Annotated in this window: 21 protein-coding genes; 15 read left to right on the top strand and 6 right to left on the bottom strand. The window is 55.4% G+C overall.

Annotated elements, in window-relative coordinates:
• Positions 1 to 251: 251 nt before the first annotated feature.
• The 9 genes from NNN71_RS16065 (at position 252) to NNN71_RS16105 (ending at position 10,813) form a co-directional block, all read left to right on the top strand.
• Positions 252 to 1,637, top strand: coding sequence for a diaminobutyrate--2-oxoglutarate transaminase (locus tag NNN71_RS16065; RefSeq protein ID WP_167575705.1), 1,386 nt, complete (start codon positions 252 to 254; stop codon positions 1,635 to 1,637).
• Positions 1,638 to 1,652: 15 nt separating this feature from the next.
• Positions 1,653 to 3,116 carry a pyridoxal phosphate-dependent decarboxylase family protein gene (locus NNN71_RS16070; RefSeq protein ID WP_411908112.1) on the top strand — a complete coding sequence of 488 codons (1,464 nt, stop codon included), beginning with the start codon at positions 1,653 to 1,655 and terminating at the stop codon, positions 3,114 to 3,116.
• Between the two features lie 196 nt (positions 3,117 to 3,312).
• Positions 3,313 to 6,078: a sigma 54-interacting transcriptional regulator gene (locus tag NNN71_RS16075; RefSeq protein ID WP_271458898.1), complete on the top strand. Its 2,766-nt coding sequence runs from the start codon at positions 3,313 to 3,315 to the stop codon at positions 6,076 to 6,078.
• A gap of 100 nt (positions 6,079 to 6,178) precedes the next feature.
• Entirely contained in the window at positions 6,179 to 6,601 is a 423-nt protein-coding gene (locus tag NNN71_RS16080) for a PTS sugar transporter subunit IIA (RefSeq protein ID WP_065356707.1), read from the top strand.
• A 14-nt stretch (positions 6,602 to 6,615) separates the two neighbouring features.
• A complete protein-coding gene (locus NNN71_RS16085; RefSeq protein ID WP_163446164.1) occupies positions 6,616 to 7,086 on the top strand; it encodes a PTS sugar transporter subunit IIB in 471 nt (156 codons plus the stop codon).
• A gap of 16 nt (positions 7,087 to 7,102) precedes the next feature.
• A complete protein-coding gene (locus NNN71_RS16090) occupies positions 7,103 to 7,882 on the top strand; it encodes a PTS mannose/fructose/sorbose/N-acetylgalactosamine transporter subunit IIC (RefSeq protein ID WP_163446163.1) in 780 nt (259 codons plus the stop codon).
• The gene (locus tag NNN71_RS16095; protein ID WP_271458899.1) at positions 7,860 to 8,711 is read left to right on the top strand and encodes a PTS system mannose/fructose/sorbose family transporter subunit IID; all 852 of its coding nucleotides are present in this window, start codon (positions 7,860 to 7,862) and stop codon (positions 8,709 to 8,711) included. The genes NNN71_RS16090 and NNN71_RS16095 overlap by 23 nt, the downstream gene beginning before the upstream one ends.
• A gap of 12 nt (positions 8,712 to 8,723) precedes the next feature.
• Positions 8,724 to 9,785: an SIS domain-containing protein gene (locus NNN71_RS16100; RefSeq protein ID WP_271458900.1), complete on the top strand. Its 1,062-nt coding sequence runs from the start codon at positions 8,724 to 8,726 to the stop codon at positions 9,783 to 9,785.
• A gap of 17 nt (positions 9,786 to 9,802) precedes the next feature.
• Complete coding sequence (locus tag NNN71_RS16105; protein ID WP_167575708.1) at positions 9,803 to 10,813, top strand: SIS domain-containing protein; 1,011 nt, start codon at positions 9,803 to 9,805, stop codon at positions 10,811 to 10,813.
• A gap of 42 nt (positions 10,814 to 10,855) precedes the next feature.
• Here NNN71_RS16105 and dauA read toward each other — a convergent pair whose 3' ends face one another.
• The 4 genes from dauA to lolB form a co-directional block, all read right to left on the bottom strand.
• Positions 10,856 to 12,544, bottom strand: a complete 1,689-nt coding sequence (gene dauA, locus NNN71_RS16110) for a C4-dicarboxylic acid transporter DauA (RefSeq protein WP_263406859.1) — start codon at positions 12,542 to 12,544, stop codon at positions 10,856 to 10,858.
• 123 nt (positions 12,545 to 12,667) lie between these two features.
• On the bottom strand, positions 12,668 to 13,615 hold the full coding sequence (gene prs / locus NNN71_RS16115) for a ribose-phosphate diphosphokinase (RefSeq protein ID WP_003856663.1): 948 nt from the start codon (positions 13,613 to 13,615) through the stop codon (positions 12,668 to 12,670).
• Positions 13,616 to 13,820: 205 nt separating this feature from the next.
• Positions 13,821 to 14,672, bottom strand: coding sequence for a 4-(cytidine 5'-diphospho)-2-C-methyl-D-erythritol kinase (gene ispE / locus NNN71_RS16120; protein WP_167575709.1), 852 nt, complete (start codon positions 14,670 to 14,672; stop codon positions 13,821 to 13,823).
• Complete coding sequence (lolB, locus tag NNN71_RS16125; protein ID WP_223802717.1) at positions 14,669 to 15,286, bottom strand: lipoprotein insertase outer membrane protein LolB; 618 nt, start codon at positions 15,284 to 15,286, stop codon at positions 14,669 to 14,671. The genes ispE and lolB overlap by 4 nt, the downstream gene beginning before the upstream one ends.
• 206 nt (positions 15,287 to 15,492) lie before the next feature.
• Here lolB and hemA point away from each other — a divergent pair, with 206 nt between their 5' ends.
• Genes hemA through kdsA form a run of 6 tightly spaced genes read left to right on the top strand, consistent with a single transcriptional unit; the run spans position 15,493 to position 20,826 of the window.
• Positions 15,493 to 16,749, top strand: a complete 1,257-nt coding sequence (hemA, locus tag NNN71_RS16130; protein ID WP_271458901.1) for a glutamyl-tRNA reductase — start codon at positions 15,493 to 15,495, stop codon at positions 16,747 to 16,749.
• Between the two features lie 35 nt (positions 16,750 to 16,784).
• The gene (gene prfA / locus NNN71_RS16135; protein WP_163446160.1) at positions 16,785 to 17,867 is read left to right on the top strand and encodes a peptide chain release factor 1; all 1,083 of its coding nucleotides are present in this window, start codon (positions 16,785 to 16,787) and stop codon (positions 17,865 to 17,867) included.
• A complete protein-coding gene (gene prmC, locus NNN71_RS16140; RefSeq protein WP_271458902.1) occupies positions 17,867 to 18,718 on the top strand; it encodes a peptide chain release factor N(5)-glutamine methyltransferase in 852 nt (283 codons plus the stop codon). The genes prfA and prmC overlap by 1 nt, the downstream gene beginning before the upstream one ends.
• Positions 18,715 to 19,107 carry a SirB2 family protein gene (locus tag NNN71_RS16145; protein WP_167575711.1) on the top strand — a complete coding sequence of 131 codons (393 nt, stop codon included), beginning with the start codon at positions 18,715 to 18,717 and terminating at the stop codon, positions 19,105 to 19,107. Before prmC ends, NNN71_RS16145 begins: the two co-directional genes overlap by 4 nt.
• A 3-nt stretch (positions 19,108 to 19,110) precedes the next feature.
• Entirely contained in the window at positions 19,111 to 19,920 is an 810-nt protein-coding gene (gene sirB1, locus NNN71_RS16150; RefSeq protein ID WP_065356697.1) for an invasion regulator SirB1, read from the top strand.
• Between the two features lie 51 nt (positions 19,921 to 19,971).
• A complete protein-coding gene (gene kdsA / locus NNN71_RS16155; protein ID WP_065356696.1) occupies positions 19,972 to 20,826 on the top strand; it encodes a 3-deoxy-8-phosphooctulonate synthase in 855 nt (284 codons plus the stop codon).
• 140 nt (positions 20,827 to 20,966) lie between these two features.
• On the opposite strand, the gene NNN71_RS16160 is transcribed toward kdsA, so the two are convergent.
• Together NNN71_RS16160 and chaA are read right to left on the bottom strand one after the other, a co-directional pair.
• Positions 20,967 to 21,074, bottom strand: coding sequence for a type I toxin-antitoxin system toxin Ldr family protein (locus NNN71_RS16160; protein ID WP_167575712.1), 108 nt, complete (start codon positions 21,072 to 21,074; stop codon positions 20,967 to 20,969).
• Between the two features lie 310 nt (positions 21,075 to 21,384).
• Positions 21,385 to 22,485, bottom strand: a complete 1,101-nt coding sequence (chaA, locus tag NNN71_RS16165) for a sodium-potassium/proton antiporter ChaA (RefSeq protein ID WP_064544973.1) — start codon at positions 22,483 to 22,485, stop codon at positions 21,385 to 21,387.
• Positions 22,486 to 22,582 lie beyond the last annotated feature (97 nt).

A 22,582-nucleotide genomic window follows, 5' to 3' on the forward strand; every position in this document is an offset into this window, starting at 1 on the left:
TCTTTACATCATTCGGATGACAGCTGTATGACGTTTTGTAAGATAAAAAGTAACAAATTCTTATAAAATGAGCATTATGATGTTGCTGTTATGCATTGATTTTAAAGGTGAAAATGACATTTTTCTGCAATGCAAAATAAATGATTGAGTCCAGTGCTAAAACAACATATATTAGCCGCGCTTTTTTACAGGTAATCCTTATAACCATTTATTCAATCAGGCGTTAATCTACACCTGGTTGTAGGAGTGATATGATGACGGATAAAGTCCGTATTGATACTTTAAGTGCTAATTCATTACCACAGAGCAATGATACCTTTTTAGCAAGACAGGCTGAGTTTGAATCTAATGTCCGCAGCTATCCGCGTAAACTGCCATTGGCTATTGCCAAAGCGCAGGGCGTCTGGATCACCGACGTAGAAAATAATCAATATCTTGATTGCCTTGCAGGTGCCGGTACCCTGGCGCTCGGTCACAATCATCCTGAAGTGCTCCAGAGCATTCAAAGTGTCATCACAAGCGGCTTACCGTTACATACGCTTGACCTTACTACGCCGTTAAAAGATGAATTTTCATCTTATTTACTTTCTTTATTGCCGGGCCAGGGCAAAGAATATTGCCTGCAGTTCACCGGGCCGTCCGGCGCCGATGCCGTTGAAGCGGCGCTGAAGCTGGCGAAGAAAGTGACCGGCCGTTCCAGCATTATCAGCTTCTCCGGCGGCTACCATGGGATGACCCATGGCGCGCTGTCCGTGACGGGCAACCTGTCGCCGAAAGAAGCCGTCAGCAACATGATGGCTGAAGTGCAGTTTATGCCGTATCCGCATCAGTACCGCTGCCCGCTGGGTATTGGCGGTGACGCTGGCGTGAAAGCATTGACCTACTACTTCGAAAACCTGATCAACGACGTTGAAAGCGGCGTGCGTAAACCGGCTGCGGTGATCCTCGAAGCAGTACAGGGCGAGGGCGGTGTAAACCCGGCTCCGGTCGAGTGGCTGCAGCGCATTCGCAAAGTCACGCAGGAACACGGCATTCTGCTGATCATCGATGAAGTTCAGGCAGGCTTCGCGCGTACCGGTAAGCTGTTCGCCTTCGAACACGCCGGTATTGAGCCAGACATCATCGTGATGTCCAAAGCGGTTGGCGGTGGTCTGCCGCTGGCGGTACTGGGCATTAAAAAGCAGTTCGATGCGTGGGCTCCGGGCCACCATACCGGTACCTTCCGCGGCAACCAGCTAGCGATGGCCACCGGTCTGACAACGCTGAAAATCCTCAAAGACGACAAGATTGCCGATAAAGTTGCCGCCCAGGGCGAGTGGCTGAAAGGCAAACTGGCCGACCTGCAGAAACGCTACCCGGTGATTGGCCAGGTACGTGGTCTGGGTCTGATGATCGGTATTGAAATTGTTAAGCCGAACGAAGCGCAGGATCACATGGGCTGCTACCCGGCCGATGGCGAGCTGTCCGCGCTGCTGCAGAAAAAATGCTTCGAAAACGGGCTGATTCTGGAGCGTGGCGGCCGTAACGGTTGCGTACTGCGCCTGCTGCCGTCTCTGCTGATCACTAACGCTGAGCTGGAAGTGTTCCTCGATAAATTCGAAAACGCCCTGCTGGGTGCTGGCGTGAAGCCGGTTTAAACGGAGTTGGAACGAATGTCAGACGTAAACCCGATTCTGTCCGGCTCGGCGCAGAGTATTGCCGCCTATCAGGACGCTATCGAGCAGAGTACGAAAGCGGTCGTTGAATGGTTGAAACAGCCTGAGATGTATCAGGGCAAAACTGTTGAACAGCTGCGCGAACGTATCAACCTGAACTTTACGTCTCAGGGCCTGGGCAACCAGGCCGCTATTGAGCGTGCGGTTGAATACTTTCTGAAAGACAGCCTGTTGGTTCACCATGCGCAGTGCGTGGCGCATCTGCACTGCCCGAGCCTGGTGATTAGCCAGGCGGCGGAAGTGCTGATCAACGCCACCAACCAGAGCATGGACTCCTGGGACCAGAGCCCATCCGCGACTATCATTGAGATCAAACTGATCGAATGGCTGCGTGAGCAGGTTGGTTATGCGGCAGGTGATGCAGGCGTGTTCACCAGTGGCGGTACTCAGAGCAACCTGATGGGCCTGATGCTGGCGCGCGACGCTTTCTTTGCGCGTCAGGGGCACTCCATTCAGCAGAATGGTCTGACCGGCGATCTGAGCAAAATCAAAGTGTTCTGCTCTGAAAGCGCGCATTTCTCCGTGCAGAAGAACATGGCGCTGATGGGGCTGGGCTACCGTTCCGTCACCCAGGTGAAGACCGATGCCTTCTCACGTATGGATCTGGCGGACCTGAAAGACAAGCTGGCCCAGGCGAAAGCCAACGGCGAGCAGGTGATGGCGATCGTCGCTACGGCCGGAACGACCGATGCGGGCGCAATTGATCCGTTAGCGGACATCGCGGCGCTGGCGGCAGAGCACCAGATCTGGATGCACGTGGATGCGGCATGGGGCGGAGCGTTACTGCTGTCTGAGAAGTATCGTCACTTCCTGAATGGCCTTGAGCTGGCTGATTCCGTTACCCTGGACTTCCATAAGCAGTTCTTCCAGACCATCAGCTGCGGCGCGTTCCTTCTGAAAGACGCGCGCCACTATGAGCTGATGCGCTACCAGGCGGCGTACCTGAACTCTGATTTCGATGAAGAGCACGGCGTACCTAACCTGGTATCGAAGTCGCTGCAGACCACGCGTCGTTTCGACGCGCTTAAGCTGTGGATGGGCCTCGAAGCGCTGGGCAAAAAGCAGTATGCCGAAATCATTGATAACGGCGTGACGCTGGCGCGTGATGTGGCTGAGTTTGTCAAAACCCAGCCGCATCTGGAGCTGGTGATGGAGCCGCAGCTGGCAAGCGTGCTGTTCCGCTTCCGTCCGGCAAGCGACGATATGGCGTTTGTTGCACTGCTCAACCAGCGTATCGGCGACGTGCTGCTGGCTTCCGGTAGCGCCAACGTCGGCGTCACCGAAGCCGACGGCGTCACCTGCCTGAAGCTGACGCTGCTGAACCCGACCGTGTGCCTGGAGGATGTGAAAGTCCTGCTGGCGAGCGTGAAGGCGACGGCTGAGCAACTGCTGAAAGCCTGAATTTTCAGGCTTGCTCGCGAGCCCTGACGGGCAGACGAATCCGGAAGCGTTTACGCTTCCGGATTTTTTTATCCTCGCGACCAAACGTCCTCGCGGTGGTTTTTGTGGCTTAGAGCACAAAAAATAAATTATGCGCCAACGCCGGGTCGATTTCCCCGCATCATAAACGCCTGTGATGGTGATGATGGGGGATGAGATGCGTAAAACGGAACTATTGGCTTTTCTACAAAATCAGACGGATTTTTTTGACCCCGATAACCTGAGCGACGTTTTTACCGCCAGCGACCTGGCTCAACGTTTTGCCATGCAGCGCAATACCGCCAGCCATTATCTCAATCAGCTGGTTGCTCAGGATGTCCTGGTGAAGATCAACACGCGTCCGGTCTACTTCCTGCATAAAAAGGCGTTCAGCCAGCAGTTCTTTCCACTATCCCGTAACGAGTACGCCAGCATGGCGGAACTGCTTGCTGAGAGCGATCGTCGGCCGGAGCCGGTCGACCATTTTTCACTGCTGACCGGGCATGACGGTAGTCTGCGAAAGCCCATTGAACAGATGAAAACCGCGCTGTTTTATCCTGACGGCGGGCTGCCGTTGCTTATCACCGGCGACAGCGGCACCGGGAAAAGCTATATGGCGGAACTGATGCACGCATACGCTATCGCCCAGGGGCTGCTGGCTCCCGACGCTCCTTTCGTCAGCTTTAATTGCGCGCAGTATGCCAACAACCCGGAACTGCTGGCTGCCAACCTGTTTGGCTATGTCAAAGGGGCTTTTACCGGCGCGCAGGGCGATAAAGCAGGGGCCTTTGAGGCGGCGAACGGCGGGATGCTGTTTCTCGATGAAGTTCATCGTCTGAACGCGGAAGGGCAGGAAAAGCTGTTTACCTGGCTGGATCGTAAAGAGATATACCGCGTTGGAGAGAGCGCGCAGGGGCTGCCTGTTTCGCTGCGGCTGGTTTTTGCTACCACCGAAGACATTCACAGCACCTTCCTGACAACCTTTATTCGTCGAATCCCGATTCTCATCAGCCTGCCGGATTTACAGCATCGCAGCCGCCACGAGAAAGAGGCGCTGATGCTGCAATTTTTCTGGCAGGAAGCACGAACGCTCAACGCACGGCTACAGCTGACGCCGAGGTTGTTGCAGGGGCTGACGCACTATGTTTATCGCGGCAACGTTGGCGAGATGAAGAATGTGATCAAATACGCGGTGGCTTCGGCCTGGGCCCGGCGGCCGGGCAGCGAAGTGCTTAATGTGACGCTGCACGATCTGCCGGAGAACATCGTGGCCGCAACGCCCGCGCTCAATGAGCCTCTCCCCCAGGAGGAGCCGCTGCTTGTTGAACCCCAGACCAGCCTGCACTGGCTACAGCGCGCGCGCGATCCGGCGCAGAGCCTGATTTACGATACCCAGTGCCGCGTGCTGGCGCTGTATGAAGCGGTGCTGAGTCAGAAAAGCAGCTGGGAGGAGGCGCAAAAAAGCATGGGCGAAGAGATTGAAACGCTCTTTGACCGGCTGATTTTCGATAACCCGGACGCCGACAGTGCCCATATGCTGTTGCTGGCCACGCAGCAGGTGCGGGAAGAGTTCTATCGGCTGGAAAAACGCTTCAATATTCAGTTTAACGGCAACTGTATTTATGCCCTGAGCCACTATCTTATCCATCGCTCCCGCCAGACACTGTCCACTTTAAGCCGCGAGAAAAGCCGCCAGCTGGAGAATTTTCTCGCGCAGAAATTTCCGCTGCTGTACCGCTTCTGCGAAGCGATTCTCGCCGCGCTGGCGCTGAAGCTTGATATCGAACCACGGCGCGTGGATCTGCTCTTGCTGGTACTGTGGCTGCAAAAAACCGGTGCCGTCAGCCAGCAGCAGGTGACCCGGGCGATCGTTCTGGCCCACGGCTATGCGACCGCCAGCAGTATCGCCAACGTGGCGAATCGGCTGCTGAAAAGCCAGCTGTTCGAGTCGTTTGATATGCCGCTCGATGTGACCCCCGAGGCGATCGCCAACCAGGTTCAGAGCTACATTGAGAGTCATGCGCTGGGTTCCGGGCTGATTATTCTGGTCGATATGGGCTCGCTAAAGGCGATTCACAGTCACTTTAATCGCCGCCTGTCGACGCCGGTCGCAATCGTCAACAACGTCTCGACCAGCATGGCAATGTATGTGGGAGAACGCATATTGCAGGGGGATATGCTGGAAGATATTGTGCGGGAGATTGACGGCGCGCTGGCCGTTGAGCATCAGCTTTATTACCCGCAAGCCGATAAACCCAGGGCCATTCTCACCACCTGCGCGACCGGTATGGGCGCGGCGGCTAACCTGTCGGCACTATTAAGCGCCAGCATCCCGGCTGCGCTGGCCATTGATATTGTGGCCTGCGATGTCGATACGCTGGCCTGCCCGGCACGTCGTGAGCCGCTGCTCAGTCGCTACGAGGTGCTGGCGGTGGTCGGCACTCTCGATCCTCATCTCGAGGCGCTGCCGTGGATCTCGCTGGATTCGCTGATGTCAGGCGAAGGCAGCAGGCCGCTGATGCGCATTTTTGGCGAGCTGGCGACGGCTGAGCAGGTGAGCGAAATTAATAACCTGCTGCTCAAAAACTTCTCGCTGCGCCGGGTCATTGAATCAGTAACGATCCTTGATACGGGGAAAGTGATAAACCAGGTGGAGCAGTTTTTACTGCGCTATGAGCACCTTGCCGGCTGCCAGGTGGCTAACGATCGGAAGGTGGCGCTGTATGTTCATATTAGCTGCCTGATTGAGCGGCTGATCCGTAATGCCTCGCCGACCCCTGATGCAGGGAAACAGTGTCCGGAGAGCGAACTGGTTATTCTGCGAGAAGCGTTTAGTGTCATAGAGAGCGGATATAGTGTCAAAATCCCCCGCGTTGAGCTTTGTTACATTCACGATATTCTGACGCGCGAGACAGAATATATCCAGCAAGATCAAGAGTTTTAACACACTTCATCTTTTCATTCTGAGCCTGACCGGTGCGCCACTGTTTCTGGCATGCCGGTTGCAATAAGAGAAAGCAGTGGAATGCGCTTTCGAGGTAAGGATGAAACGACACTATATTTTTGCCAGTCATGGCACTTTCGCAAACGGCCTGTTGAATTCCGTGGAGCTGATTCTCGGTAAGCAGCCGGATATTCACACCCTGTGCGCCTATGTAGATGATGACGTTGACCTGACCCAACAGGTCGAATCACTGCTGGCGAACTTTCCCGCCGACGATGAACTGATTGTGATTACCGATATCTTCGCCGGTAGCGTGAACAATGAATTTGTCCGCTTTTTATCGCGCCCGCACTTTCATTTATTGTCCGGTCTGAATTTGCCGCTAATTATCGACTTACTTATTTCCACGCAGGAAAGTGATACCGATAAATTAATTTCTGAAGCGCTAGCTAGCGCTAAAGAGAGCATTCAGTACTGCAATCATACCATTGCCAGTGCGACGACTATTGATAAAGACTTCTGAACACAGGAGGCGTCATGATTAAATTTTTAAGGGTAGATCATCGTTTACTTCACGGTCAGGTGGCTTTTTCCTGGACGCAATATGTTGGCGCAGACTGTATTTTAATCGCTAACGACAATGTGCCCAACGATGAACTGCGGAAAACCACGATCAAGCTTGCTAAACCGCCTTCGGTCAAGCTGGTGATTAAAAATATCGATGACTCAATCGAGTCGATAAAAAGCGGCGTCACGGATAAGTACAAACTATTTATTGTCGTGGAATCGGTGACCGATGCCTGGCGCATCGTGAATGCCGTGGAGGGTATCAAAAGTATTAATTTGGGTGGGATTAAAGCGAAAGAGGGCAGCCAGAATATATCTAAGGCGATTAATTTATTGCCGGAAGAAATCGTGCAGCTGCAGCAGCTCATCGACAGCGGCGTTGAGGTCGAAATTCGCCAGGTCCCGAACGATCGCAAACAGTTTTTAGCGGAATGCCTTTAATTCCGGAGGACAGATTATGGTAGAGGCTCTGTTACTCGGTCTGGTGGCGTTTATCGCGCAATCAGAATACGCGATGGGAACATCGCTCATTTCGCGGCCCATCGTCACCGGCCTGCTGACCGGATTAGTACTGGGGGATGTGCAAACCGGCGTCATCATGGGGGCTACGCTGGAGCTGGCGTTTATTGGCTCTTTCTCGGTGGGCGCATCGATTCCGCCCGATGTGGTCACCGGCGGCATACTCGGCGTGGCGTTCGCGATTACCTCCGGTGCGGGCACGGAGACGGCGCTGCTACTGGGCCTGCCGATTGCCACCCTGACGCTGATTTTGAAAAACGTCTACCTGGGGATGTTTATTCCCTGGCTCAGTCAGAAGGCCGATGGTTATGCCGAAGAAGCGGATACGCGCGGTATTGAGCGTATGCACCTGATTGCCGGATTCGGGCTGTCGTTAATGTTGGCGACGGTGGTCACGGTATCGTTTCTTGTCGGCAGTAACGCGGTGAAATCGCTGCTGGATGCGATCCCGGAATTTATTAAACACGGGCTCAGCGTGGCGACCGGCATTATTCCGGCGCTCGGCTTCGCAATGCTGGCCAGATTGCTGATTAATAAGAAAGTCGCGCCGTACTTTTTCCTCGGCTTTGTGTTGATGGCCTATCTGAAAATCCCGGTGACAGGTATTGCCATTCTGGGCGCGATTGTCGCGGTAGTGATGGTTAACGTCACTGCATTGAACTCACCCCGTACGACGACAGAACAAGGAGTCAGCGATGACGACGAAGATGATTTCTGAAGAGAATCTCGCGCCTCAGGAACAGGATGACACGCGCATCACGCCGCGCGACCTACGCCGGGTATTCTGGCGATCTTTCCAGATGGAGTTCTCGTGGAACTACGAGCGGCAGATGAATCTCGCCTTCGTTTATGCGTTGATTCCGGTGTTGAAAAAACTCTATCCACGTAAAGAGGAGCTGGCTGGGGCGCTAAAACGGCATCTGGTGTTTTTCAATACCACGCCGCATATCGTCACCCTGTTGCTGGGAATTACCACGGCGATGGAGGAGAAAAATAGCCAGCAGAACAAGATGGACGCCAGTGCGATTGATAACGTTAAAGCGTCGCTGATGGGACCGCTTGCCGGGCTGGGAGACTCTTTCTTCTGGGGAACGCTGCGGCTGATCGCCACCGGCATCGGCACCAGTCTGGCGCTGAAGGGCAACATCCTTGGGCCAATTTTATTTCTGCTGGTGTTCAACGTGCCGCACATCCTGGTGCGCTGGTTCTTCACTCGCTGGGGTTACGTACTGGGGACTGGCGTGCTGCAGCGGATCCAGAAAAGCGGAATGATGGAAAGCCTGACCTACGGGGCGTCGATTATCGGCCTGATGGTGGTAGGGGCGATGACTGCCTCGATGATTGATATCACCATTCCCATCTCTTTTGGTACCGGGGAGGCGAAAACCCAGGTGCAGGACATTATCAACGACATTATGCCTTGTCTGCTGCCGCTGGTGAGTTTTGGCATTGTCTACTGGCTGCTGGGGCGAAAGGTCAAACCGCTCACGATTATTGGCGGGATGGCGCTGGTGGGCATTGCTGGATCGTGGATTGGATTGTTTTAACGGGAGATGAATATGGTACCCACAATGATGACGTATATCCGCGAGGAACCTGAATGCCTGGCGCAGATCATCCGCGACTATCGGCAAAATCTGGCGGCAATTGAAACATTTGCCCGCCAGCATCCGGTACGCCGAATTCTGCTGTTGGCTACCGGGTCGTCACTGAATGCCGCGCTGTGCGCGCGCTATTTCTTCGAGCAACGCTTCGGCCTGCTGGTGGAGATTAAAGAGCCGTATAACTTTACCCATTATGAAATGATTGACCCACATACCGACCTGGTGGTGGCGATTTCACAGAGCGGAAAAAGCGCGTCAACACTGGAGGCGATGCGTAAGGTACAGGCGGCGAAGCTTCCTGTATTCGCGCTCACCTCTGATCCGCAAAGCCCGATTGCGAAGGCGTGTGACGGCGTTCTGGATATCAATACCGGTATTGAGAGCGTGGGCTTCGTTACCCGAGGTTTTAGCGCGACGGTATTGAATTTGTTGCTGATGGCCCTGTTGATTGCCCGAGGTCAGGGGAAAGCCAGCGCTGATGAAGAACGGCATTATCTCGCGGAACTGCGGCGGTTGGCGGCGGCAATCCCGGCGGCGATAACCCGTACCTCGCACTTTATCGAGCGGCACAGCGCGACGCTGCGCGACGGCGAGCGTTTTATCGCCATCGGCTACGGGGCGCTGGTGGGCGTGGCCAAAGAGTGTGAAACCAAATTCACCGAGACGGTACGCGTCCCTTCCAGCGGTTTCGAGCTCGAGGCCTATATGCACGGCCCTTATCTGGAGGCCAATGCCCGCCATATCATGCTGTTTATTGAAGACCAGCCGGATGAACGCAGCCGGGCGCTGCGCGACTACATGACGCCGTCTGTCGCACAGGCTTTCACGCTGACGCTCAACGACGAGGAGGATGAGCATACGCTGGCGCTGAACTGCCCGTGTGAACATCATCTGGCGCCGCTTCTGCTGGTGGTGCCGATCCAGATGCTGGCCTGGCATATCGCCGGACTTAAAGGTATCGACCTGGGAAAACGTATTTTTAACGACTTCGATCGCGTATTAAAAAGTAAAATCTGATTATTCAGGAGAAAACTATGTTGGGTTTTAATCAGGACGAGTACCTGACCAGTGCTCGCGAGATCATTGCTGCGCGCAAACAGGCGGAAGCCGTCGCCGATGATATTTATCAGAGTGGCTGTAGCGCATTATTTTTTGCCTCAGTAGGCGGTTCTTTGGCGCCAATGATGGCGATTAATGAATTTGCTAAACAATTAACCGACGTGCCGGTTTATCTTGAACAGGCAGCGGAATTGATCCATCACGGGCATAAGAAATTAACCAAAGACGCGGTGGTCGTGACCTTGTCTAAATCCGGTGATACGAAAGAATCGGTGGCGATTGCGGAATGGTGTAAGGGGCAAGGTATTCGCGTGGTCGCCATTACCCGGAATGCCGATTCACCATTAGCTGAGGCGGCGAAATGGCATATTCCGATGTGTCACAAAAACGGCGTAGAATATGAATATATGCTGCTCTACTGGTTATTTTTCCGCGTAATTTATCGTCATGGTGAGTTTGCGGATTATGAGCGCTTTGCCAGCCAGTTGGAATTATTGCCGGAAAATCTCTTACAGGCTAAACGGCAGTTTGATCCGCAGGCGGATAATATCGCTGCGCAGTATCATGACCGTGATTATATGATGTGGATCGGTGGAGCCGAGATGTGGGGGGAAGTTTACCTGTTCTCGATGTGTATCCTTGAAGAGATGCAGTGGAAGCGAACCAAATCAGTCAGCTCGGCGGAGTTTTTCCATGGCACTCTGGAACTGCTGGAGAAAGATGTTCCGCTGTTCCTGGTGAAAGGCGAGGGTAAATGCCGGGCACTGGATGAACGTGTTGAGCGCTTCGCGAAAAAGATAACCGATCATCTGGTAGTCATTGACCCACGCGACTATCCGCTAAACGGTATTGATGACGCTTTCCGTTGGATAATGGCACCGTGTGTCGTGTCAACGTTGCTGGTGGACAGACTGGCGGCCCACTTTGAACATCATACCGGGCACGACCTGAATATTCGCCGTTACTACCGGCAGTTCGATTACTAATGTGTCTGCGGCGGCCAGCGCTCTGGCCGCCGCAAATGTGACTCAGCGTTGTGAGACGTCTGCCAGCGCCGCGTCTTTATTCGGGAAGAAGGCCAGACGCCCTGGAATTGGCTGAATTCCGGCACGCGCCATGGTGCGCAGCGGCTGGAACTCGAGGTTTGAAACGCGCAGTTCGCAGCCGTCAGGCAATTTTTTGACAAAGCGCTGGAAGGCATCCAGGCCACCGGCATCCAGTACCGGCACTGCATCCCATTTCAGCACCACAATTCGCTTACCCGCAATCCGCGACTCCAGGTCGGTAAACAACCCTTCGGCGGCGGCAAAGAACAGCGGGCCAATCACCCGCAGCACCAGCACATCATCCGGGACGGTCACGTTGACCGCGGACAGTCGCGTCATGCGTGCAATGCGGCGCATAAACAGCAACGAAGCCAGCACGATGCCGACGCTAATGGCGATAACCATATCGAACAGCACGGTCAGCGACATACAGATAAGCATCACGATAATGTCGTCTTTCGGCGCTTTACGCAGCAGATAGACCACTTTGTGCGCTTCGCTCATGTTCCATGCGACCATCAGCAGCAGCGCAGCCATTGCTGACAGCGGCAGCCAGGAGAGCACGGGCGCGAGGATCAGCAGCGCCAGAATGACCAGAATGGCGTGGATGACGGCAGACACTGGCGAAGTGGCTCCGGCGCGAACGTTGGCCGCCGAGCGGGCAATCGCGGCGGTGGCGGTAATACCGCCGAAGAACGGCGCCACAATGTTACCCAGACCCTGGCCGATCAGTTCGCTGTTGGCTTTATGTTTGGTGCCGGTCATACCGTCGAGCACCACCGCGCACAGCAGCGATTCAATCGCGCCGAGCATCGCCATGGAGAACGCGGCGGGCAGCAGCGCGTGCAGCGATTCCCAGCTCAGGGTGAAACTGGAGCCCGGCAGATCCCACGGCAGAACAAACTGCGGCAGTAACTGCGGGATCCCGTTACCCTGGGTACCGTCGGCCAGAATATAGTGGAACTGGGAGCCAATAGTGGCAACGTGGCCGCCGAGCAGATTGACAATCAGCATCACAAGGCAGCCCGCAATCAGCGCGGGCAGGTGGCCCGGAAGACGCAGTCCAAGACGCGGCCAGAGAATCAGCGTGCCGAGAGTGACAATACCAATTGCGGCATCACCAAAGTTAATGGTCGGCAGCGCCATCACCAGCGCGCCCACCTTCTGTAAATAGTGTTCAGGGACATGCGCCATCTGCAGACCGAGAAAATCCTTAATCTGCATGGTACCGATGGTAATACCGATCCCCGAGGTAAAACCGAGGGTCACTGACAGCGGAATGTATTCAATCAGGCGACCAAAACGGGCCAGGCCAAAGAGGATTAAAAACAGTCCTGAAAGCAGGGTGGCGACCAACAGGCCAGCCAGACCAAACTGCTGAGATACCGGGTAGAGTATGACCACAAAGGCGGCGGTTGGCCCGGAAACGCTGAAGCGCGAGCCCCCGGTCAGCGCGATAACGATCCCCGCGACGGCGGAGGTGTACAGGCCGTACTGCGGCGCGACGCCACTACCAATTGCCAGCGCCATCGCCAGCGGAATGGCGATAATACCGACGGTGATCCCGGCGATAAGGTCTCGCATAAAGCGGGCCGAGGTGTACTTCTCCTTCCAGCAGGCGTCAATAAGCGCGCGGAAAGGCATCACTTGGGGAGAGAGTAATTTATTCACAATACTGTTTCATCCATGAGCGCATCATCTGTCACGTGAATGGCAGTGAAGTCGGCATAAATCATACAAATAAACTATACAGACAAAAAAACCCGCCGCAGCGGGTTTTTTAACCAAATCCGATTAATGTTCGAACATGGCGGAGATGGATTCTTCGTTGCTGATACGACGAATCGCTTCGGCCAGCATCCCGGACAGGGTCAGGGTACGTACGTTTGGCAGCGCTTTGATCTCATCGCTTAACGGGATGGTATCGCAGACAACCACTTCGTCAATGACGGAGTTACGCAGGTTATTGACCGCATTGCCGGAGAAGATCGGGTGGGTTGCGTAAGCGAATACGCGTTTTGCACCGCGTTCTTTCAGCGCTTCTGCTGCTTTGCACAGCGTGCCGCCGGTATCGATCATGTCATCGACCAGCACGCAGTCACGACCGGCAACGTCGCCGATGATGTGCATAACCTGGGAAACGTTCGCACGCGGGCGACGTTTGTCGATGATAGCCATGTCGGTATCGTTCAGCAGCTTAGCGATAGCACGAGCGCGAACCACGCCGCCGATGTCCGGAGAAACCACGATCGGGTTGTCCAGGTTCAGCTGCAGCATATCTTCAAGCAGGATTGGGCTACCGAATACGTTATCCACCGGAACATCGAAGAAGCCCTGGATCTGTTCAGCGTGCAGGTCTACGGTCAGTACGCGGTCAACGCCAACGCTGGACAGGAAGTCAGCGACAACTTTAGCAGTGATAGGTACACGAGCAGAGCGAACGCGACGGTCCTGGCGAGCATAACCGAAGTAAGGGATAACGGCGGTGATACGGCCTGCGGAAGCACGGCGCAGGGCATCAACCATAACGACCAATTCCATCAGGTTGTCGTTAGTAGGGGCACAAGTGGACTGGATGATGAAAATATCACCACCGCGTACGTTTTCGTTGATTTGTACGCTGACTTCGCCGTCGCTAAAGCGACCTACAGCGGCGTCGCCGAGAGAAGTGTACAGGCGGTTGGCAATACGTTGTGCTAGTTCCGGGGTGGCGTTACCAGCAAAAAGCTTCATATCAGGCACGAGAAGAACCTCAGGCATGCGTCCAGTGGTGGATGAATCGGGCCGAAAACTGTGCGGGCCAGGCCGATTTCATCCAGGCGGTGTATTAAAGAGCGCGATGCAACGTCTGGAACAGGGTGACGTTGTCACCGGAGCTCAGTTTGCCCGGCAGGGTTACTCATCACCATTCTTCTTTCGTCAGCAGAACTGACGGAAACCGAATGATTCAGAGCAGGGCTTGCTTCAATGGAGAGAGGTTGACACCTTTCGCCACAAAGCCTTGCAACCATTCCGGGGCTTGCTCAAGCACCTGGCGGGCAGCGAGTTCCGTGTCGAATTCAGCAAAGACACAGGCTCCTGTTCCAGTCAGGCGCGACGGCGCGTATTCTAACAGCCAGGAAAGCACATCATCAACCTCGCGAAAACGTTTTCTTGCGATAACCTCGCAATCATTGCCGAATTCACAATTTAATAACGTTTCTATTGACCTGACCGGGGTATTTCGTGGCAGCTCCGGATCGCGAAAAATGATCGGCGTCGGGATGCTGACGCCCGGATGGGCCACCAGGTACCATTTTTCCGCCACGTCGACCGGCGTGAGCACTTCGCCAACGCCTTCGGCAAACGCAGCGTGGCCGCGAACAAACACCGGTACGTCGGCGCCCAGCGTCAGTCCGAGCGTCGCCAGCTCATCTTCCGGGAGCCCACACTGCCAGAGATGATTCAGCGCGACCAGCACGGTGGCCGCGTTTGACGAACCGCCACCGAGGCCGCCGCCCATGGGAAGGCGTTTCTCAATGCTGATATCGGCGCCGCTGCCTGCGGGCAAACGACCCGTTTCCGCTGCGGCTTTCATCAAAAGACGTGCGGCGCGGATAATCAGGTTCTCTTCATCCGGCACGCCTGCGACTGGGGTGAGCAGCCGCAGCTGCCCGTCGGTGCGTGGCGTAATCGTCAGCGTGTCGCCGTAGTCGAGAAACTGAAACAGCGTCTGCAGCGTGTGATAGCCGTCAGGGCGCTGGCCGGTGATGTACAAAAACAGGTTCAGCTTTGCGGGAGAGGGCCAGGTGGTCGTCATTTGGCGATCCAGTTATCCATTTTCAGCTTGATGCGCTGGGACCCTTCGGTCAGTTCCATGTTAGACGGCAGCGCCGGCTGGGTTTTGCTGTCGTACCCGCTGTATACCACTTTCCAGGTCTTGCCGTTCTGGGTGTAGTTGAGTTCACTCAGGCGATACTGGTCGTCGAGCTTATAGTCGGTGGCGTCGCCCGGCAGGCCGAGGATCCACTGGCGCAGGCTGTTAAGCGGAATCGGCATGCCGGTCAGCTTGCCAATCATCTCTTCGCCGTCGGTGGCGGTATAGTGCTGGCCTTTGTTATCGGTCAGCTGCGCGGAGCCTGGCTGACCAACCAGCTCCAGCTCGGTGCTGCCCAGCGGGTTGGTCAGCAGCAGACGATAGTTGTCCTGACCGGTTTGCTGCCAGAAGAAGCGGGCATAGACTTTTTGCTGATCGGACAGGTAGGCAAACGCGCCGCGTGTCTGGTACTGGCTAAGCTGGCGCACTTCCTGCTGGTGCTGTTGCCACTGCGGCGAGGTCGGGCTTTTGCCTGGGCCTTTTGGCGCATTGACGGTACAGGCGGTAAGAACCAGTGCTGCTAAAGGCAGCAGACGAATCAGGCGAGGCAGGGCCATGATGACAATCCTTGATATGCGTTGCGATTATAACGCTTAATGCTAGCGTCGCTGGTGGGCAGCGTCTACGCTCAAGTTGTCTTAAATCATAAAATTAACCCGTAATACCTATTACTCCAAAAGGGGGCCGTCCCTTTTATTGATCTCGCGCATCCTGTATGATGCGCTCAGACTAACCTTATCAACGCTGGTACTACTCCCGCACAATGACCCTTTTAGCACTTGGCATTAACCACAAGACAGCCCCGGTAGCGCTGCGAGAACGCGTCACGTTTTCGCCAGACACGCTTGACCAGGCGCTGGAGAGCCTGCTGGCTCAGCCAATGGTGCAGGGGGGAGTGGTCCTGTCGACCTGTAACCGTACCGAACTTTATCTCAGCGTCGAAGAGCAGGATAACCTGCACGATGCCATCGTCCGCTGGTTGTGCGAATACCACGGGCTGAATGAAGAAGATCTGCGCCAGAGCTTGTACTGGCACCAGGATAACGACGCCGTCAGCCACCTGATGCGCGTCGCCAGCGGCCTTGATTCGCTGGTACTGGGCGAACCGCAGATTTTAGGCCAGGTCAAAAAAGCGTTTGCCGATTCCAGCCGCGGCCATCTGCACGCCAGCGAGCTGGAACGCATGTTCCAGAAATCATTTTCGGTCGCCAAGCGCGTGCGTACAGAAACGGATATCGGCGCCAGCGCGGTGTCGGTGGCGTTCGCCGCCTGTACCCTGGCGCGACAAATTTTCGAATCTCTCTCCACGGTGACTGTGTTACTGGTTGGCGCGGGAGAAACCATCGAGCTTGTCGCACGCCATCTGCGCGAACATCACGTGCAAAAAATGCTGATTGCCAACCGTACCCGCGAACGCGCGCAGCTGTTGGCTGATGAAGTGGGTGCGGAAGTCATTGCGCTTAGCGACGTTGACGAGCGCCTGAAAGAGGCCGATATCATTATCAGTTCAACCGCCAGCCCGCTGCCGATTATCGGTAAAGGCATGGTGGAGCGCGCGCTGAAGGCGCGTCGCAATCAACCGATGTTGCTGGTGGATATCGCCGTACCGCGCGACGTAGAGCCGGAAGTGGGGAAACTCGCTAACGCCTATCTCTACAGCGTGGACGATCTGCAAAACATTATTCAGCATAACCTCGCGCAGCGTAAGGCCGCCGCGGTGCAGGCTGAAACCATCGTTGAGCAGGAAACCAGCGAGTTTATGGCCTGGCTGCGCGCGCAAAGCGCCAGCGAAATCATCCGTGATTATCGCTCCCAGGCGGAAACGGTGCGTGAAGAACTCACCGCTAAGGCGATGGCCGCGCTCGAACAGGGCGGCGATCCGCAGGTCATCATGCAGGATCTGGCGCGGAAATTAACCAATCGCCTGATCCACGCGCCAACCAAATCTCTTCAGCAGGCTGCCCGTGACGGGGATGACGAACGCCTGCATATTCTGCGCAACAGCCTCGGGCTGGAGTAGCACAACTCTATTTATAACAAGGTGCATTTACGCCAATGAAGCCTTCTATTGTTGCTAAACTGGAAGCTCTCTACGAGCGCCATGAGGAAGTTCAGGCGCTGCTTGGAGACGCAGCAACTATTGCCGATCAGGACCGTTTCCGTGCGTTGTCCCGCGAATACGCACAGCTGGGCGATGTGGCCCGCTGCTACACCGACTGGCGTCAGGTTCAGGAAGATATCGAAACCGCGCAGATGATGCTCGACGACCCGGAAATGCGCGAAATGGCGCAGGAAGAACTGCAGGAAGCCAAAGCTAAAGAAGAACAGCTGGAACAACAGCTGCAGGTGCTGTTGCTGCCGCGTGACCCGGACGACGAACGTAATGCCTTCATCGAAGTGCGCGCCGGGACCGGCGGTGATGAAGCAGCGCTGTTTGCCGGCGACCTGTTCCGTATGTATACCCGCTATGCTGAATCACGCCGCTGGCGCGTTGAGATCATGAGCGCCAGCGAAGGCGAGCACGGTGGCTTTAAAGAAGTGATCGCCAAAATCAGCGGTGAAGGCGTGTATGGCCGTCTGAAGTTTGAATCCGGCGGTCACCGCGTGCAGCGCGTACCGGCTACCGAATCTCAGGGGCGTATCCATACCTCCGCCTGTACGGTCGCGGTATTGCCCGAAGTGCCGGAGGCCGAGCTGCCGGATATCAACCCGGCGGATCTGCGCATTGATACCTTCCGCTCCTCCGGCGCGGGCGGTCAGCACGTTAACACCACCGATTCCGCTATCCGTATTACCCACTTGCCTACGGGGATTGTGGTGGAGTGTCAGGACGAACGTTCTCAGCATAAAAACAAAGCGAAAGCGATGTCGGTGCTGGGCTCGCGTATCCGTGCGGCGGAAATTGCCCGTCGTCAGCAGGCGGAAGCCTCCGAGCGCCGTAACCTGCTGGGCAGCGGCGATCGCAGCGACCGTAACCGCACCTATAACTTCCCGCAGGGACGCGTTACCGACCACCGCATCAACCTGACGCTCTATCGTCTGGACGAGGCGATGGAAGGTAAGCTCGATATGCTGATCGAGCCTATCGTGCAGGAATATCAGGCTGACCAGCTGGCTGCGCTGTCCGAGCAGGAATGATGACCTGGAGAGAGTGGCTGCAACAGGCGATAGCGGCGCTTCAGGGGGGCGAGAGCCCTCGTCGCGACGCCGAGATCCTGTTGGGGCATGTTACCGGCAAATCGCGCACCCAGATTCTGGCCTTTGATGAGACCGAGCTAAGCGCCGCGCAGGTGGACACGCTGGCGGCGCTGCTGTCACGGCGTCAACGCGGCGAGCCGGTCGCGCACCTGGTGGGCACGCGTGAGTTCTGGTCGCTGCCGCTGTTTGTCTCCCCGGCGACGCTGATCCCGCGCCCGGACACTGAGTGTCTGGTGGAGCAGGCGCTCGCCCGTCTGCCGCAGACGCCGTGCCGTATTCTTGATTTGGGCACCGGCACCGGCGCGGTCGCGCTGGCGTTAGCCAGTGAGCGTCCTGACTGTCAGGTGACCGCCGTCGACTTTATTGCCGATGCCGTCGCCCTGGCGCAGCGCAATGCCGCTCATCTGGCTATCAACAATATTACGATTGTGCAAAGCGACTGGTTCAGTGCGCTGGACGACCAACGTTTTGCAATGATCGTCAGCAACCCGCCGTATATCGACGAGCAGGATGAACACCTGTCTCAGGGTGACGTGCGTTTTGAGCCCAAAACCGCGCTGGTGGCGGCCGATCAGGGGCTTGCCGACCTGGCCCATATTATTTCGCAAGGCCGCGTCTGGCTTGAACCCGGCGGTTATATGCTGCTGGAGCATGGCTGGAAGCAGGGCGCCGCGGTGCGTGAATTGTTTAGTGCTGCGGGCTATCGGCAGGCGCAAACCTGCCGCGACTACGGCGACAACGATCGTCTGACGCTTGCGCAGTGGCACGGATATTCGGAGGCGCAGGCGTGAATTTGTTCCAGTTCGTGCTTTATTTACATATCGCGTCGGCGATTTTCTCCGCCTCATTTTTTGCATTGCGTTACTGGTGGATGCACCAGCGTAGCGCCTTGTTTGACGCGCGTTGGGTGCGTGTGCTGCCGCATTGCGTTGACAGCACGCTGTTGCTCAGCGGCGTGGCGCTAATGGTGATGACGCGCTATTACCCCTTCACTGAAGAGGGGGGATGGCTGACGGAGAAACTGTTTGGCGTTATCATTTACATCTTTTTAGGGTTTGTCGCGCTTGGACGTCGTCGTCCGCGCAGCCAGCAGAGCGGGTTTGTCGCGTTTTTGCTGGCGCTGATGGTGTTGTGCATCATCGTTAAACTCGCCATCACTAAAGTTCCGCTGTTGGGGTAAGGTATGAAGTCACTGGCTGATTTTGAATTTAATAAAGCGCCGCTGTGCGATGGCATGATCCTTATTTCCGAATTGATTCGTGATGATTTCCCGTCGCAGAAGGTGCGCGAGCAGCTTGATTGTCTGTTGGCGCTGGCGCGTGAAGAGATTAGCCCCTCCTGGACGCTGACACGTCAGATGGAGCGTCTGATTGAACTGTTTTACCACGAATGGAATTTTGGTGATTCCTCCGGCGTGTATCGTCTGTCCGACGCGCTGTGGCTCGATCAGGTACTGAAGAATCGTCAGGGCAGCGCCGTGGCGCTGGGGGCCATTGTATTGTGGATTGCGGCTCAGCTCGACATCCCGGTCGTGCCGGTGATTTTCCCGACCCAACTGCTGCTGCGTGCTGATGTCGACAGCGAAGAGCTATGGCTGATTAACCCGTTTAATGGCGATACCCTCGATGAGCATACGCTTGAAGTCTGGCTGAAGGGGAATATCAGCCCGATGGCGGAGCTGTTTAACGAAGACCTCGATGAAGCAGATAACGCAGAGGTAGTGCGTAAACTGCTCGATACGCTGAAATCGGCATTGATGGAAGAGCGGCAGATGGAGCTGGCGCTGCGCACCAGCGAAGCGCTGCTGCAGTTTAACCCGGAAGATCCGTATGAAATTCGCGACCGCGGGCTGATTTATGCCCAGCTGGAGTGCGAGCATATTGCACTGAACGATTTGAACTATTTCGTTGAACAATGTCCGGAAGACCCGATCAGCGAAATGATTCGTGCGCAGATTAATACCATCTCGCACAAACAAATAACTCTTCACTAAACGGTAATAACCTCGGTTATAATCGCGGAAATACCCTAACAAGGCGATCTTATGAAAGAAAAAGTGGTTAGCATTGGTGATATCAAGGTAGCAAACGATCTGCCGTTTGTTCTGTTCGGCGGCATGAACGTGCTGGAATCACGCGACCTGGCGATGCGTATTTGCGAACACTACGTGACCGTGACCCAGAAGCTGGGCATTCCTTACGTATTTAAAGCTTCATTTGATAAAGCCAACCGTTCTTCTATCCATTCCTACCGTGGTCCAGGTCTGGAAGAGGGGATGAAGATTTTCCAGGAACTGAAGCAAACTTTCGGCGTTAAGATCATCACTGACGTCCACGAAGCCAGCCAGGCGCAGCCGGTTGCCGATGTGGTTGACGTGATCCAGCTGCCGGCGTTCCTCGCTCGTCAGACCGATCTGGTAGAAGCGATGGCGAAAACCGGCGCGGTTATCAACGTCAAGAAGCCGCAGTTCGTCAGCCCGGGCCAAATGGGCAACATCGTTGACAAATTCATTGAAGGCGGCAACGACAAAGTGATTCTGTGCGACCGTGGTTCCAACTTCGGTTACGACAACCTGGTTGTCGATATGCTGGGCTTTGGCGTGATGAAAAAAGCGTCCAACAACTCCCCGGTTATCTTCGACGTGACTCACTCTCTGCAGTGCCGTGACCCGTTTGGCGCAGCAAGCGGTGGTCGTCGCGCACAGGTTACCGAGCTGGCCCGTGCCGGTATGGCGGTAGGGATCGCGGGTCTGTTTATTGAAGCGCATCCGGATCCGGACCACGCACGCTGTGACGGCCCGTCCGCGCTGCCGCTGGACAAACTGGAACCGTTCCTGAAGCAGATGAAAGCCATCGACGACCTGGTGAAAGGGTTCGACGAACTGGATACCAGCAAGTAAGTTTTGCTACTGCATTGAAAAGCCGGCCCGTTTATCGCGGTCCGGCTTTTTTTATAGCCGCAAAAAAGGCCGCAGCTGTTACCCCTGCGGCCCGTTTCGGGCGCACGTTGCCATTACGGCAGCCTGACGCCCTCAGTGCGTTACTTCCTGTTACGCCACCCGCTCACAATCGCTGCGGTGATGATCCCCGCAATGACAGGAGCGGCAAGATCGTGCCAGAAAGCGACGCCAAACTGCGCGAGCGTCATATAGCCGCCTCTATTGTAATAACAACGGTTCGCGGCTATTCTTGAAGGGTCTGGTTTCAAGATAGCCCCCCGTTATGCTGTCAGGTTTACGCCTCTCAACGTGCGGGGGTGTTTCTATCCAGCAACCTATGCCGCCAGGGATCAAGCCCCCGCAACATTGCGCCTCACCGGAGCAACTCCGGCTTAGCGCAGATTCTACGTGTACATCCTGAACCACTTCACTTAGCGAACGCGCGCGATGCGTGAGGCGTTCCAGCTTTTCTGCGCGCGTTGCATTCTATTAGCCGTATACTCGCGTCGGCTCGCAGTATCAGGCAAATATCGTCATCAGATAGGCGGCAAACAGCGCCAGGTGTGCCGCGCCGTTCAGTACGTTAGTGCGTCCGGTGGAGAACGAGATGTGGCACAGAATTAACGACGCGACCATCACGATCATCTCCGGCATACCCAGACCAAACATCAGGTCGTTGCCGGTCATAAAGGCGATCAGCGTGACGACCGGTACCGTCAGGGAGATGGTTGCCAATACTGAACCAAAGAACAGATTCATGGCGCGCTGAACCTGGTTGTTCAACACCGCCTTCAGTGCGCCCAGCCCTTCCGGCGAGAGAATCAGCAGCGCCACCAGGAAGCCAGTAAAGGCCACAGGCGCGTTCATGCTGGTCAGCAACGTCTCCAGCGGGTTAGCATTCATTTTGGTGACCGCAATCACCGCCACCAGATGGACAACCAGCCAGATCGCGTGCCACATGCTGCTGTGCGCCGAAGGCTTACCGTGGTGCGGGTCATCATCATCGCTGTCATCTTCGTGCTCGTAGACAAACAGGCTCTGGTGGGTTTTGGTTTGAATTAACAAGAATACGCCATACATCGCGGCGGAGATCAGCGCCACCAGCAGCGATTGGCCGATCGTGAAATTGGCGCCCGGCAGTGAGGTCGGGAATACCAGCACAATAATGGCCAGCGGAAACAGCGCAATTAAATACTGTTTAATACCGAAAAGATTCATATATTGCGTGGCAAATTTACGTCCGCCAAGCAATAACGAGAAACCGACCAGGCCGCCGGTGACAATCATGATGATGGAATAGAGCGTATCGCGCATAAGCGTTGGCGCGGCGTCGCCGGTGGCCATCAGTGCGGATATCAGGCTGACTTCCAGAATAACAACGGAAAGGCTTAAAATCAGAGAGCCATAGGGCTCGCCAAGGCGGTGGGCTAATACGTCCGCGTGGCGGACTACGCTAAATGCGCTGCTAAGAATGCCGACCAGCGCTAAGGCATTGATGGCAATAACCACTGGCAATGACTGACTGCTTCCCCAGAAGAACAGGATTGCCAGCGCCACCACCGGGAAAATGAGCGACGTCTCCTTGTGGCGAGTTTTCACCGCCTCATGTGCGTGAGTCATGTGTTTCTCCATGTATGCAGGTATTTATAATTATAGAAAAAATCAGTGACGTAAATTAACAAATTTTTCGACCTGGAATGCGATCTTTTACTAAAGT

Origin of the sequence: Kluyvera sp. Awk 3 (assembly GCF_028069715.1) — a bacterium.
In the GTDB taxonomy this organism is placed as follows: Bacteria; Pseudomonadota; Gammaproteobacteria; order Enterobacterales; family Enterobacteriaceae; genus Kluyvera; species Kluyvera georgiana_A.

Excerpts from the sequence above, each read along its gene's own strand:
- NNN71_RS16065 (WP_167575705.1), top strand. The coding sequence starts at position 252 with ATGATGACGGATAAAGTCCGTATTGATACTTTAAGTGCTAATTCATTA.
- NNN71_RS16070 (WP_411908112.1), top strand. The coding sequence starts at position 1,653 with ATGTCAGACGTAAACCCGATTCTGTCCGGCTCGGCGCAGAGTATTGCC.
- NNN71_RS16075 (WP_271458898.1), top strand. The coding sequence starts at position 3,313 with ATGCGTAAAACGGAACTATTGGCTTTTCTACAAAATCAGACGGATTTT.
- NNN71_RS16080 (WP_065356707.1), top strand. The coding sequence starts at position 6,179 with ATGAAACGACACTATATTTTTGCCAGTCATGGCACTTTCGCAAACGGC.
- NNN71_RS16085 (WP_163446164.1), top strand. The coding sequence starts at position 6,616 with ATGATTAAATTTTTAAGGGTAGATCATCGTTTACTTCACGGTCAGGTG.
- NNN71_RS16090 (WP_163446163.1), top strand. The coding sequence starts at position 7,103 with ATGGTAGAGGCTCTGTTACTCGGTCTGGTGGCGTTTATCGCGCAATCA.
- NNN71_RS16095 (WP_271458899.1), top strand. The coding sequence starts at position 7,860 with ATGACGACGAAGATGATTTCTGAAGAGAATCTCGCGCCTCAGGAACAG.
- NNN71_RS16100 (WP_271458900.1), top strand. The coding sequence starts at position 8,724 with ATGGTACCCACAATGATGACGTATATCCGCGAGGAACCTGAATGCCTG.
- NNN71_RS16105 (WP_167575708.1), top strand. The coding sequence starts at position 9,803 with ATGTTGGGTTTTAATCAGGACGAGTACCTGACCAGTGCTCGCGAGATC.
- ispE (WP_167575709.1), bottom strand. The coding sequence starts at position 14,672 with ATGACGACCACCTGGCCCTCTCCCGCAAAGCTGAACCTGTTTTTGTAC.
- lolB (WP_223802717.1), bottom strand. The coding sequence starts at position 15,286 with ATGGCCCTGCCTCGCCTGATTCGTCTGCTGCCTTTAGCAGCACTGGTT.
- hemA (WP_271458901.1), top strand. The coding sequence starts at position 15,493 with ATGACCCTTTTAGCACTTGGCATTAACCACAAGACAGCCCCGGTAGCG.
- prfA (WP_163446160.1), top strand. The coding sequence starts at position 16,785 with ATGAAGCCTTCTATTGTTGCTAAACTGGAAGCTCTCTACGAGCGCCAT.
- prmC (WP_271458902.1), top strand. The coding sequence starts at position 17,867 with ATGACCTGGAGAGAGTGGCTGCAACAGGCGATAGCGGCGCTTCAGGGG.
- sirB1 (WP_065356697.1), top strand. The coding sequence starts at position 19,111 with ATGAAGTCACTGGCTGATTTTGAATTTAATAAAGCGCCGCTGTGCGAT.
- kdsA (WP_065356696.1), top strand. The coding sequence starts at position 19,972 with ATGAAAGAAAAAGTGGTTAGCATTGGTGATATCAAGGTAGCAAACGAT.
- NNN71_RS16160 (WP_167575712.1), bottom strand. The coding sequence starts at position 21,074 with ATGACGCTCGCGCAGTTTGGCGTCGCTTTCTGGCACGATCTTGCCGCT.
- chaA (WP_064544973.1), bottom strand. The coding sequence starts at position 22,485 with ATGACTCACGCACATGAGGCGGTGAAAACTCGCCACAAGGAGACGTCG.